General features: G+C 62.3%; 9 protein-coding genes. 3 read left to right on the top strand and 6 right to left on the bottom strand.

Annotation, left to right across the window (positions count from 1 at the left end):
• Nucleotides 1-14: 14 nt before the first annotated feature.
• The 4 genes from frr to rpsB form a co-directional block, all read right to left on the bottom strand.
• Nucleotides 15-575, bottom strand: a complete 561-nt coding sequence (frr, locus tag ABH945_RS05185) for a ribosome recycling factor (RefSeq protein ID WP_012433445.1) — start codon at nucleotides 573-575, stop codon at nucleotides 15-17.
• A gap of 99 nt (nucleotides 576-674) precedes the next feature.
• Nucleotides 675-1,388 carry a UMP kinase gene (gene pyrH / locus ABH945_RS05180; protein ID WP_074764243.1) on the bottom strand — a complete coding sequence of 238 codons (714 nt, stop codon included), beginning with the start codon at nucleotides 1,386-1,388 and terminating at the stop codon, nucleotides 675-677.
• Between the two features lie 218 nt (nucleotides 1,389-1,606).
• Complete coding sequence (gene tsf, locus ABH945_RS05175) at nucleotides 1,607-2,488, bottom strand: translation elongation factor Ts (RefSeq protein WP_074764244.1); 882 nt, start codon at nucleotides 2,486-2,488, stop codon at nucleotides 1,607-1,609.
• Nucleotides 2,489-2,682: 194 nt separating this feature from the next.
• Nucleotides 2,683-3,435 (bottom strand): 30S ribosomal protein S2, encoded by a 753-nt coding sequence (rpsB, locus tag ABH945_RS05170; RefSeq protein WP_429249911.1) that lies wholly within the window; start codon nucleotides 3,433-3,435, stop codon nucleotides 2,683-2,685.
• Between the two features lie 518 nt (nucleotides 3,436-3,953).
• On the opposite strand from rpsB, the gene map reads away from it, so the two are divergent.
• The 3 genes from map to ABH945_RS05155 are packed head-to-tail and all read left to right on the top strand — an operon-like array spanning nucleotide 3,954 to nucleotide 9,501.
• On the top strand, nucleotides 3,954-4,763 hold the full coding sequence (gene map, locus ABH945_RS05165) for a type I methionyl aminopeptidase (RefSeq protein WP_429249910.1): 810 nt from the start codon (nucleotides 3,954-3,956) through the stop codon (nucleotides 4,761-4,763).
• A 37-nt stretch (nucleotides 4,764-4,800) separates the two neighbouring features.
• The gene (locus tag ABH945_RS05160) at nucleotides 4,801-7,380 is read left to right on the top strand and encodes a [protein-PII] uridylyltransferase (protein ID WP_429249909.1); all 2,580 of its coding nucleotides are present in this window, start codon (nucleotides 4,801-4,803) and stop codon (nucleotides 7,378-7,380) included.
• 6 nt (nucleotides 7,381-7,386) lie between these two features.
• The gene (locus ABH945_RS05155; RefSeq protein WP_429249908.1) at nucleotides 7,387-9,501 is read left to right on the top strand and encodes a pseudouridine synthase; all 2,115 of its coding nucleotides are present in this window, start codon (nucleotides 7,387-7,389) and stop codon (nucleotides 9,499-9,501) included.
• Between the two features lie 128 nt (nucleotides 9,502-9,629).
• Here ABH945_RS05155 and def read toward each other — a convergent pair whose 3' ends face one another.
• Both def and ligA read right to left on the bottom strand, forming a co-directional pair.
• Complete coding sequence (gene def, locus ABH945_RS05150; RefSeq protein WP_074764249.1) at nucleotides 9,630-10,163, bottom strand: peptide deformylase; 534 nt, start codon at nucleotides 10,161-10,163, stop codon at nucleotides 9,630-9,632.
• Entirely contained in the window at nucleotides 10,160-12,226 is a 2,067-nt protein-coding gene (gene ligA, locus ABH945_RS05145; protein ID WP_429249907.1) for an NAD-dependent DNA ligase LigA, read from the bottom strand. Before ligA ends, def begins: the two co-directional genes overlap by 4 nt.
• Nucleotides 12,227-12,311: the final 85 nt, after the last annotated feature.

Below are 12,311 nucleotides of genomic sequence, written 5' to 3'. Positions count from 1 at the left end.
GAGCCCAAACGGCCTCAAACCGTCATGATCTCGGCTTCTTTCGTCACGACGAGTTTGTCGATTTCGGCAACAAACTTGTCCGTCAGCTTCTGAACGTCGTCACCTGCACGACGCTCGTCGTCTTCCGAAATTTCTTTGTCTTTGACGAGCTTTTTCAGTTGCTCGTTGGCATCACGGCGCAGGTTACGGACCGCAACCTTGGCCGTTTCCGCTTCGCTCTTGACCACTTTGGTCAGTTCGCGGCGACGCTCTTCGGTCAGCGCGGGCATCGGCACGCGGATCACGTCGCCTTGCGTAGCCGGGTTCAGACCGAGGTCCGACTCACGAATCGCCTTTTCGACGACCTGAACCATCTTCTTTTCCCACGGCTGCACGCCGATCGTGCGTGCGTCGATCAGCGTCAGGTTCGCAACCTGCGAGATCGGCACCGGCGAACCGTAGTAATCGCACTGGATGTGATCGAGCAGGCCCGTGTGCGCACGGCCCGTGCGGATCTTCGACAGGTCGTTCTTGAACGCGTCGATGGAGCGCTGCATCTTTTGTTCAGCGCCCTTCCTGATATCAGCCACAGACATTTTTAAACCTCCGAACCTTCAAAACGGTGCGAACCGGCCAGCGCGCGCAATATGCGGCGGCCCGGGCTCGCGTTAAAGCCCACGTTATGTGACGAGAGTTTACACGTGGACGAGGGTGCCCTCGTCCTCGCCTTGAACGATGCGCTTGAGCGCGCCCGGCTTGACGATCGAAAACACCCGGATAGGCAGCTTCTGGTCGCGGCACAGCGCAAATGCTGTTGCGTCCATCACCTGCAGATTGCGGCCGATCGCTTCGTCGAAGCTGATCGTGGTGTAGCGCGTCGCGCTCGGGTCTTTCTTGGGGTCGGCCGAATAAACGCCGTCCACCTTGGTTGCTTTCAGCACGACTTCGGCGCCGATTTCCGAGCCGCGCAGTGCAGCAGCCGTGTCGGTCGTGAAGAACGGGTTGCCGGTACCGGCCGCGAAAATGACGACCCGGCCTTCTTCGAGCTGGCGGATCGCGCGGGGGCGAATGTACGGCTCGACCACCTGGTCCATGCGCAGCGCGGATTGCACGCGCGCTTCGATGCCGGCGTGGCGCATTGCGTCCTGCAGCGCCAGCGCGTTCATCATCGTGGCCAGCATGCCCATGTAGTCGGCCGTGGCGCGGTCCATACCGGCCGCACCGCCCGCGACGCCGCGGAAAATATTGCCGCCGCCGATCACCACGGCCAGCTGCGTTCCGAGACGGACCACTTCGGCCACGTCCGCCACCATTCGTTCGATGGTCGCGCGGTTGATGCCGAAGGCATCGTCGCCCATCAGAGCTTCACCGGAGAGTTTAAGCAGGACGCGTTTGTAGGCAGTGGGCATAGGGGTATCCAGATCGCGCAGAACAGGGCAACAACAAGGGACTAATGTAGGGGTGAAATGCTGATTCGGGCAAGCGTCGCCAAATTGACGGACCCTGGAGTCCGCCGGCGACCGCACTGCGAGGGTCAACCCGCGTGCGGTCTTGCGGCGCTGCCGACCGCGGCAAAGTCTTGCTCCGCCGCGGGTCCAACAGTACTACGGTGAAGCTTGGCTAAAGCTTATTGTTGCTTTGCAGCAGCGACTTGAGCGGCCACTTCAGCTGCGAAGTCGTCCTGCTTCTTTTCGATGCCTTCGCCAACCACGAACAGCGCGAACTTCTGGACGCTCGCGTTGCCGGCCTTCAGCATCTGTTCGATCGTCTGCTTGTCGTTCTTAACGAACGTCTGGTTCAGCAGCGACACTTCCTTCAGGTACTTCTGCACGCTGCCGTCGACCATCTTGGCGACGATTTCAGCCGGCTTGCCCGATTCAGCAGCCTTCTGTTCAGCAATGCTGCGTTCCTTCGCGATCAACTCTGCCGGAACGTCGTCCGACGACAGCGAAACCGGCTTCATTGCGGCGATGTGCATTGCCACGTCCTTGCCGACCTGCTCGTCCGCGCCGGTGTACTCGACCAGCACGCCGATGCGCGTGCCGTGCAGGTATGCCGCCAGCTTGTTAGCCGTGTCGAAACGCACGAAACGGCGGATCGACAGGTTTTCACCGATCTTGCCGACCAGCGCGAGGCGCACTGCGTCGACCGTCGAGCCGTCCAGCGGCAGTGCCGACAGCGCTGCGACGTCAGCCGGATTAGCCGTAGCGACCAGTTCGGCGATCGTCTTCGAGAAAGCCAGGAAGTCGTCGTTCTTCGAAACGAAGTCGGTTTCGCAGTTCAGTTCGACCAGCGAACCAGCGTTGCCGCCGATAAACGATGCGACCACGCCTTCAGCCGTCACGCGCGACGCTGCCTTGCTGGCCTTGTTACCCAGCTTCACGCGCAGCAGCTCTTCAGCGCGCGCCATGTCGCCGTCGGCTTCCGTCAGCGCTTTCTTGCATTCCATCATCGGCGCGTCGGTCTTTGCGCGCAGTTCTGCAACCATGCTTGCGGTAATTGCCGCCATCATTTGCTCCTTGAGTTCCGTCTGTCACACACCGCCCGCACTTCGATACCGGCGGCAAGAATTCGTTTCAGCATTGCGCGATTTTTTTCGCGGACAACGCGTTGGGCGCCAAATTCAGCACCCCACTACAATGTCGCGACTTAAAAAAAGGGGGCCTGTAGAAAGCCCCCTTTTTTGCCGGACACGGGGCAGCTTTACGCTTCCGAGTTGACCTCGACGAACTCGTCGCCGTTGTCGCCGCGTGCAGCCTGCACCACTTCGTTGACCGAGTTCGCACGGCCTTCGAGGATCGCGTCAGCCACGCCAGCCGCGTACAGAGCGACAGCCTTCGATGCGTCGTCGTTACCCGGGATCACGTAGTCGATGCCTTCCGGCGAGTGGTTCGTGTCGACCACTGCGATGACCGGAATACCGAGCTTGTTAGCTTCGGTGACAGCAATCTTATGGTAACCAACGTCGACCACGAAAATTGCGTCAGGAATGCCGCCCATGTCTTTCACGCCGCCGATGGACTTTTGCAGCTTGGCCATTTCGCGCTCGAACAACAGAGCTTCCTTCTTGCTCATGCGTTCGGTTTCGCCTGCTTCCAGCGCTGCTTCCATGTCTTTCAGGCGCTTGATCGAAACTTTCAGCGTCTTGAAGTTGGTCAGCATACCGCCGAGCCAGCGTGCGTTGACGAACGGCATGCCTGCACGTTGCGCTTCTTCAGCGATCGTGTCACGCGATTGACGCTTCGTGCCGACAAACAGAATCGTGCCACGGTTAGCTGCCAGTTGACGCGCGTACTTCAGCGCGTCGTTGTACATCGGCAGCGTCTTTTCGAGGTTGATAATGTGAATCTTGTTGCGATGACCGAAAATGAAGGGAGCCATCTTCGGGTTCCAGAAGCGCGTTTGGTGACCGAAGTGGACACCTGCTTCCAGCATTTGACGCATGGTAACTGCCATGAAAATCTCCGCGAGGGTTGGGTCTTAAGCCGGCTGCCGTATCGGCCGCGCCCGCCTTATCTTTGGCTGAACGCGACGGACACCCTGGGTGCGCCGGCTTGCGAGTCTGCTGCCTTGGTACTGCTTCTACCCCATGACGAAGGCAACGATCGTCACAAGAAGCCTTTCCTGCAGGCCAGAACTCTTAAAGAGCAATAAACCACGGCATGGATCGACTTAGCCAAACATTATAGCACGTGACTATCGGCCGACTCAACCTGCCCGGTTGTCCGTTTTGCCACCGCCGGGTTGCACCACAGACTCGCAGATCTAATAGTGTGTCGGGCAGATGTCGCGCGCATGAATCCGGCATAGTGCCGACGCGATATGGCGCAACCAGGACAAAGCGTGCCGCCGCGCCCGCGCAGCGATCTCACCGGAAAGCAGCCTGCAAAACGCGCCAACCCCGGCGCAAAAGCCTGCGGCAGCCGGAATATGGTGCGATAATCATGCAATAACTTGCATTTCAGGCCCGACTTATGGCTATTACGCTCAAAAACGAACACGATATCGCGCAGATGCGCGTCGCCTGCAAACTCGCGAGCGAAGTGCTCGACTACATCACGCCGTTCGTCAAGGCCGGCGTCACGACCGGCGAACTCGACCGCCTGTGTCACGAATACATGCTGAAGGAACAGGGCACGGTGCCCGCGCCGCTGAATTATCAGCCGCCCGGCTACCCGCCGTATCCGAAAGCCACCTGCATTTCCGTCAACGACGTGATCTGCCATGGCATTCCCGGCGACAAAACGCTAAAAAACGGCGATGCGCTGAATATCGACATCACCGTTATTAAAGAAGGCTATTTCGGCGATACGAGCCGGATGTTTATCGTCGGCGAAGGGTCGATTCTGGCTAAACGGCTGGTTCAGACCACCTTCGAATGCATGTGGCTGGGTATCGATCAGGTGCGTCCCGGCGCGCATCTCGGCGACATTGGCTATGCGATCCAGAAGCATGCCGAAGCCCAAGGCTATAGCGTCGTGCGCGAATATTGCGGCCATGGCATCGGCACGGTCTTTCATGAAGACCCGCAAATTCTGCACTACGGCCGTCCCGGCACCGGTTTTGAGCTTCAGGCCGGCATGATCTTCACGATCGAACCGATGATCAACGCCGGCCGGCGCGACATCCGCACCATGCCCGACCAGTGGACCGTCAAGACGAAGGACCGCAGCCTGTCGGCGCAATGGGAACATACCGTGCTCGTCACGGAAACCGGTTATGACGTGCTAACCGTTTCCGCCGGCACGCCTGCGCGTCCGCCGCTCGTCGCGGCTACCGCCTGACCGTCCCCCGACCCACCGTCTGCCGACCCGCCTGCCAATGAGTAGTGTTCCAGCCGTCGCCCAATCCCATGCCACGTCGCTCAAGGCGGACTACAAAGTGGCCAAAGCCCAATTGCTGGAACGCTTCAAAACCGCCACCAACGTCGATGCGTTGATGGCGGCATTGGCCCGCGCCACCGACGATTCCCTGCGCGCCGCCTGGGATACCTGCGAGCTGCCGGGCGAGTTGGCGCTGCTGGCTGTCGGCGGCTACGGGCGAGGCGAACTCGCGCCGCATTCCGACATCGACATTCTGGTCTTACTGCCCGACGCACCGCTTGAACATCTGGAAGCGCGCGTCGAGCGCTTTATCAGCCTCGCGTGGGATCTGGGGCTGGAGCTAGGCAGCAGCGTGCGCAGCGTGTCGCAATGCCTCGAAGAATCGGCCAACGACGTCACCGTGCGCACCGCGATGCTCGAAGCAAGGCGGATCACGGGCAGCGCCACACTGTTCGCCGACTTCGCGCGGCGCTATCGCGAAGCACTCGATCCGAAGGCGTTTTTCCAGGCGAAGGTGCTGGAAATGCGTCAGCGTCACGCGAAATTTCAGGACACGCCCTACTCGCTCGAACCCAACGTCAAGGAAAGCCCCGGCGGCCTGCGCGACCTTCAGCTGATTCTCTGGATCACCCAGGCGGCAGAATTTGGCAGCAGTTGGCGCGAACTCGAAGCGCGCGGGCTCATTACCGAGCGCGAAGCGGGCGAATTGCGCCGCAATGAGAGTTTTCTGAAGACGCTGCGAGCGCGACTGCATGTGACCGCCGGGCGTCGGCAGGACATTCTGGTGTTCGATCTGCAAACGCCGGTGGCCGAAAGTTTCGGCTACAAGCCGACCGCCACCAAGCGCGCGAGCGAACAGCTGATGCGCCGCTATTACTGGGCTGCCAAAGCCGTCACGCAACTCGCGACGATTCTGATCCAGAACATCGAAGCGCAACTGTTTCCCAACACCAGCGGCATTACGCGCGTGCTATCGGATCGTTTCGTCGAGAAACAGGGCATGCTCGAAATCGCCGACGACGACGTGTTCCAGCGCGAGCCGAACGCGATCCTCGAAGCATTCCTGCTGTACGAGCAGACGCCCGGTGTGAAGGGGCTGTCGGCGCGCACGCTGCGCGCGATCTACAACGCGCGCGACGTGATGGACCAGCACTGGCGCCGCGATCCGGAAAACCGGCGTCTCTTCATGGATATCCTGAAGCAGCCGGCCGGCATCACGCATGCGCTGCGCCTGATGAACCAGACGAGCGTTCTCGGACGCTATCTGCTGAATTTCCGACGAATTGTCGGACAGATGCAGCACGATCTGTATCACGTGTACACGGTTGACCAGCATATTCTGATGGTGCTGCGCAATCTGCGGCGGTTTGCAGTTGCCGAGCACGCGCACGAATATCCGTTCTGCAGCCAGTTGATCGTCAATTTCGACCGCCCGTGGGTGCTTTACGTGGCGGCGCTGTTCCACGATATCGCCAAGGGGCGTGGCGGCGACCATTCCACACTCGGCATGGCCGACGCGCGGCGCTTCTGCCGTCAGCATGGCATCGAGGGCGAAGACGCCGACCTGGTCGTGTGGCTGGTACAGCAGCATCTGACCATGAGCCAGGTCGCACAGAAGCAGGACACGAGCGACCCGGAAGTCATCAAGCGCTTTGCCGAGCTGGTCGACACCGAACGGCGCCTCACCGCGCTTTACCTGCTGACGGTGGCCGACATTCGCGGCACCAGCCCGAAAGTCTGGAATACGTGGAAAGGCAAGCTGCTCGAAGACCTCTATCGCGCAACGCTCGCCGTTCTCGGCGGCGCACGGCCCGACGAGCATTCCGAGTTGAAATCCCGCAAGGAAGAGGCGCTCGCGCTGCTGCGTCTCGAAACCGTGCCGGACGGCGCGCAAAAGGCGCTGTGGGACAAGCTGGACGTCGGCTATTTTCTGCGCCACGACGCGGCTGATATCGCGTGGCAAACCCGCGTGCTGTCCCGCCATGTCGAAACGCCGACGCCGATCGTGCGCGCGCGTCCTTCGCCAATCGGCGAAGCGCTTCAGGTGCTGGTGTACGTGAAAGATCAGCCCGATCTGTTCGCCGGCATTTGCGCGTACTTCGACCGCAGCGGCCTGTCGGTACTGGATGCGCGGGTCAGCACGACCCGTCACGGTTATGCGCTCGATAATTTCCTCGTCGCGCATACTGAAGAAGACGTGCATTATCGGGATATTGCCAATCTGGTCGAACAGGAACTGACCGCACGCCTCACCGGCGACGGCACCCTACTGCCGGGTCCGTCGAAAGGCCGGTTGTCGCGGCTGTCGCGGACCTTCCCTGTTACGCCGCGCGTCGATCTTCGAGCCGACGAGCGCGGCCAATACTACATCCTGTCCGTGTCGGCGAACGACCGGCCAGGCCTTCTTTATTCGATCGCGCGCGTGCTGGCCGAGCACCGGGTCGGCGTCGCTTCGGCGCGGATCAATACGCTCGGCGAACGCGTCGAAGACGTGTTCCTGCTGGAAGGACGCGGTCTGTCGGACAACCGCCTGCAAATTCAGGTCGAGACCGAACTGCTGCGCGCGATTGCAGTGTGAGATTTCATGCGAGTCAAATTAACAGCCAAGCACCCGCGGCCGGCTTCGTCCGAACGCGCCCCTGTCCGTACCGGTACCACGTCGGGGCGTAAGCCGACGCGTCCGGCGGGACCCAAGCCGTTGACGGCGGGTTTTAGCGGGGCGCGGGACGAAGGCGCTGGCGCTACGGCTGGTGGTGGTAAGCGGCCAGCGGGTAAGCCGGCCGGTGCCGGTCCGCGCGCGCCGCGTGCCGAAGGATCGTTTTCGCGCGAGCGGGATTCGGGCGCGCCCCGACGTGCGCCGTCGGATAGGCCGCCGCGGCGGGAAGGGGCTGCGGGCGATCGCGGTCCGCGTCGCGATGATGGCGAGCGGGCGCCGCGTAGTTTTGGTGACCGCCCGCCGCGTCGTGATGACGGCGATCGTGGTCCGCGTCGTGACGCTGGGGATCGCTCCGAGCGAGCGCCACGCCGCTTCGAAGGTGGTGCAGATCGTAGCGATCGCGCTCCGCGTAGTTTCGGTGACCGCCCGCCGCGTCGTGATGAAGGCGATCGTGGTCCGCGTCGTGACGCTGGGGATCGTTCCGAGCGAGCGCCACGCCGCTTCGAAGGTGGCGCAGATCGTACCGAGCGCGCTCCGCGTAGCTTCGGTGACCGTCCGCCGCGTCGTGATGAAGGCGACCGTGGTCCGCGTCGTGACTCTGGTGATCGTACCGAACGCGCTCCACGCAGCTTCGGTGACCGGCCGCCACGTCGCGATGAAGGTGATCGTGGTCCGCGCCGTGACTTCGGTGATCGCACCGAACGCGCTCCGCGTAGCTTCGGCGACCGCCCGCCCCGTCGTGATGACGGCGACCGTGGTCCGCGTCGTGACTCTGGTGATCGCACCGAACGCGCTCCGCGCAGCTTCGGCGACCGCCCGCCCCGTCGTGATGACGGCGATCGTGGTCCGCGTCGTGACTCCGGTGATCGCACCGAACGCGCACCCCGCCGTTTCGAAGGCAGTAGCGAGCGCGCTCCGCGTCGTGACGACGGCGAACGTCGCCCGTTCAGCGGCCCGCGCACGGGCGATGGCCGTCCGTCCGAAGGCGGTCCGCGTGGCGATCGCCCCCGTTTCGGCAACGACCGCGGTGCCTCGCAGGATCGCCGTGGCAGCGAAAGCGCGCCGCGCCGCTTCGAAGGCGAACGCGGTTCGTCCGAGCGTGGCGAACGCCCTGCCCGCAGCTTCGACAAATCGTTGCCGTCCGCGACGCGCCGTTTCGGCGACGACCGTCCGGCACGAGCCGACAAACCGCGCGGCCCGTCACCCGCTGCCCGTACCGAACGCAGTGTCGCTGACGACAACGACGCCGCACCGCGCACGCCGCGTCGCGATTATGAAGACGCGCCGGGCATGCTGCGTCTGTCGAAACTGATGTCGGAACTCGGCCTTTGCTCACGCCGCGAAGCCGACGAGTGGATCGAGAAAGGCTGGGTAATGGTGGACGGCGAAGTCGTCGACACGCTCGGCACCAAGGTTCGCCCGGACCAGCGCATCGAGATCGATCCCGCCGCCGAAGCCGCGCAGGCGAGCCAGGTGACGGTGCTGATTCACAAGCCGGTCGGACTCGTATCCGGCCAGGCGGAAGATGGCTATCAGCCGGCGATCACGCTGGTTACGCCGGAGAATCGCTGGGAAGGCGACCATTCCGAGATTCGTTTCTCCGTCGCCCATCTGCGTCAACTCGCGCCGGCCGGCCGTCTGGACATCGACTCGACTGGCCTGCTGGTTTTGACGCAGGACGGGCGTGTCGCCAAGCAGTTGATCGGTGGCCATTCGGAGATCGACAAGGAGTATCTGGTGCGCGTGGCTTATGGCGAGCACACGGTCGACGTTGAAAGTCATTTCCCGGCGGAAAGTCTTGAGTTGCTGTGCCACGGCCTGTCGCTCGACGACCAGCCGCTGAAGCCGGCGCAAGTCAACTGGCAGAACGGCGAGCAGCTTCGTTTCGTGCTGCGCGAAGGCAAGAAGCGCCAGATTCGCCGGATGTGCGAACTGGTCGGCCTCGAAGTGATCGGCCTGAAGCGCGTGCGGATGGGTCAGGTGATGCTGGGCGCATTGCCGCCAGGCCAATGGCGCTATCTGTCGGCGGACGAGTCGTTCTGATCGGTCGCGCCGCTTACGAATCAGGCAGCGGGCGGACGACTTAAGCCGCTCCGCCCGCCTGACGATGAGACCAACAAAAAACCCACGCCTTGGCGTGGGTTTTTGTTAATCGGCAGAAAAGCGCCGCCTCAATCGTCGCTATTCGGATCCATATCCGGGAACAGCACTTCGGTAAAACCGAACTTCGCAAAATCGTTGATCCGCATCGGATACAGCTTGCCGATCAGGTGATCGCATTCATGCTGCACGACCCGCGCATGAAAGCCCTCGGCAACCCGGTCGATCGGTTTGCCGTATTGATCAAAGCCGTGATATTTGATCATCGAAAAACGGCTCACCGCCCCTCGCAGACCCGGCACCGACAGACAGCCTTCCCAGCCCTCTTCCATATCGAGCGAGACCGGCGTGATGGTCGGGTTGATCAGCACCGTTTCCGGCACGGGAGGTGCGTCCGGATAACGCTGGTTCTGCCCAAAACCGAAGATCACCACCTGCAGATTCACGCCGATCTGCGGTGCGGCGAGACCCGCGCCGTTCGCGTCGTGCATGGTCTCGAACATGTCCTTGATGAGTTCATGCAATTCAGGCGTGTCGAAGTGATCGACCGGATCGGCAATCTGCAGCAAACGCGGGTCGCCCATCTTAAGAATTTCGCGGATCATAACTGCCCCTCCAGGAGCTTGCGCATACCATCTTCGTCGAGTACGGGGATGCCGAGTTCCTCTGCCTTGGCCAACTTGCTGCCCGCTTCGGCCCCAGCGACCACGTAATCCGTTTTCTTCGACACCGAGCCGGCCACCTTCGCGCCAGCCGCTTCGAGCATTTCCTTCGCCTCCTCGCGTGCGAGGCTCGGCAAAGTGCCGGTCAATACCACCGTCTTGCCGGCCAGCACGCCTTGTGGCGCCTTCGGCGCAGGCGGCCCTTCCGGCCATGTGACCTTGCCCGGCGCGCGCAGTTGCTCGATCACCGTGCGGTTGTGTTCTTCGGCGAAAAACTGATGGAGCGATTCGGCGACCACCGGGCCCACGTCGCTGACTTCCAGCAAGGCTTCGACCGACGCGTCCATGATCGGAGTCAGCGAACCGAAGTGCTTTGCGAGATCTTTCGCGGTCGATTCGCCGACATGGCGAATACCGAGCGCGTAGATAAAGCGGGCCATCGTCGTGTGTTTGGCTTTTTCCAGCGAATCGAGCAGGTTTTGCGCAGATTTCTCAGCGAAACGGTCGAGTTCGGCAAGCGTCGCGAAGCCGAGATTGAACAGATCGGCAGGCGTGCGCACGAGGTTCTGCTCGACCAGTTGATCGATGATCTTCTCGCCCAGCCCGTCGATATCCAGCGCGCGACGCTGCGCGAAATGCCACAGCGCCTGCTTGCGCTGCGCTGGGCAGAACAGCCCGCCCGTGCACCGGGCAATCGCCTCGTCGGGCAGACGCTCAATGTTCGAGCCGCACACCGGGCACTGGGTGGGCATCACGAATTCGCGGGCGTCGTCCGGGCGGCGGTCGAGCAGCGCGCTGACCACTTCGGGAATCACGTCGCCGGCGCGCCGCACGATCACCGTATCGCCGATGCGAATGTCTTTACGGCGCACTTCGTCTTCGTTATGCAGCGTGGCATTCGTCACTGTCGCGCCGCCGACGAACACCGGCTCCAGCCGAGCCACCGGCGTAATCGCGCCGGTGCGGCCCACCTGCACGTCGATCGCGACGAGTTTGGTCAGCGCTTCCTGCGCGGGGAATTTGTGCGCCAGCGCAAAGCGCGGCGCTCGCGACACGAAGCCGAGCGCGTCCTGTTCGTCGCGGCGGTTGACCTTATAAACCACGCCGTCGATGTCGTACGGCAACTTGTCGCGCTTCTCGCCAACCGTGTGGAAGAAGCCGAGCAAGCCGTCGGCCCCCTGCACCACCGCGCGTTCGCCGTTCACCGGCAAGCCGAGTTCCTTGTACCAGTCGAGCAGTTCGCTATGCGTGGCCGGCATCTCGATGCCGTCGAGCACGCCGATTCCGTAAGCGAAAAACGACAGCGGCCGTTGCGCGGTAATCTTCGAATCGAGTTGCCGCAAACTGCCCGCCGCAGCGTTACGCGGATTGGCAAATTCTTTCTGCTCCGCCGCGCGCTGGCGTTCGTTCAAACGCTCGAAATCGCGCTTGAACATCAGCACTTCGCCGCGCACGTCGAGTACGTGCGGCACGCGCTTGCCCTTGAGCATCAGCGGAATGGAGCGGATCGTACGGACGTTTTCGGTGACGTTTTCGCCGGTCGTGCCGTCACCGCGCGTGGACGCCTGGACGAACACGCCGTCGACGTAGCGCAGCGAAATCGCGAGGCCGTCGAACTTCAACTCGGCCGCGTAATCGACCGGCACTGGCGGCTCGCTCGTGTTCTTGCCGAGCGCGTCTCCGACGCGTTTGTCGAACGCCGCGATGTCTTCGTCGGCGAAACCGTTGTTCAACGACAGCATGGGCTGATCGTGCACCACCTGCTCGAATCCACTAGCGGCCTCGCCGCCGACGCGCTGCGTGGGCGAATCCGGCACGATCAGATCCGGATGCTCCGTCTCGATGCTTTCCAGTTCCTTGAACAGCCTGTCGTATTCCGCGTCCGGCAGGTCGGGCTGGTCGAGCACGTAGTACGCGTAGTTCGCGCGTTCGAGTTCCGCGCGCAGCCACACGGCCCGCTCGGCGGGGGCATTGGCTGCAGGAGGAGAGACGGGAGTTCGGGCCATGCTGGAGGACGTTTCTTCAATGAAATTCAGACACTGGATTATCGCAGGAAGCGTGCCCCTTTACATCGGCCGAATGGCCAGGTTT

Origin of the sequence: Paraburkholderia sp. GAS333 (assembly GCF_050435665.1) — a bacterium.
Lineage (GTDB): Bacteria > Pseudomonadota > Gammaproteobacteria > Burkholderiales > Burkholderiaceae > Paraburkholderia > Paraburkholderia fungorum_A.
This window is presented reverse-complemented; position numbering and strand designations above follow the sequence as displayed.

Excerpts from the sequence above, each read along its gene's own strand:
- map (WP_429249910.1), top strand. The coding sequence starts at position 3,954 with ATGGCTATTACGCTCAAAAACGAACACGATATCGCGCAGATGCGCGTC.
- tsf (WP_074764244.1), bottom strand. The coding sequence starts at position 2,488 with ATGGCGGCAATTACCGCAAGCATGGTTGCAGAACTGCGCGCAAAGACC.
- ABH945_RS05155 (WP_429249908.1), top strand. The coding sequence starts at position 7,387 with ATGCGAGTCAAATTAACAGCCAAGCACCCGCGGCCGGCTTCGTCCGAA.
- pyrH (WP_074764243.1), bottom strand. The coding sequence starts at position 1,388 with ATGCCCACTGCCTACAAACGCGTCCTGCTTAAACTCTCCGGTGAAGCT.
- def (WP_074764249.1), bottom strand. The coding sequence starts at position 10,163 with ATGATCCGCGAAATTCTTAAGATGGGCGACCCGCGTTTGCTGCAGATT.
- frr (WP_012433445.1), bottom strand. The coding sequence starts at position 575 with ATGTCTGTGGCTGATATCAGGAAGGGCGCTGAACAAAAGATGCAGCGC.
- ABH945_RS05160 (WP_429249909.1), top strand. The coding sequence starts at position 4,801 with ATGAGTAGTGTTCCAGCCGTCGCCCAATCCCATGCCACGTCGCTCAAG.
- ligA (WP_429249907.1), bottom strand. The coding sequence starts at position 12,226 with ATGGCCCGAACTCCCGTCTCTCCTCCTGCAGCCAATGCCCCCGCCGAG.
- rpsB (WP_429249911.1), bottom strand. The coding sequence starts at position 3,435 with ATGGCAGTTACCATGCGTCAAATGCTGGAAGCAGGTGTCCACTTCGGT.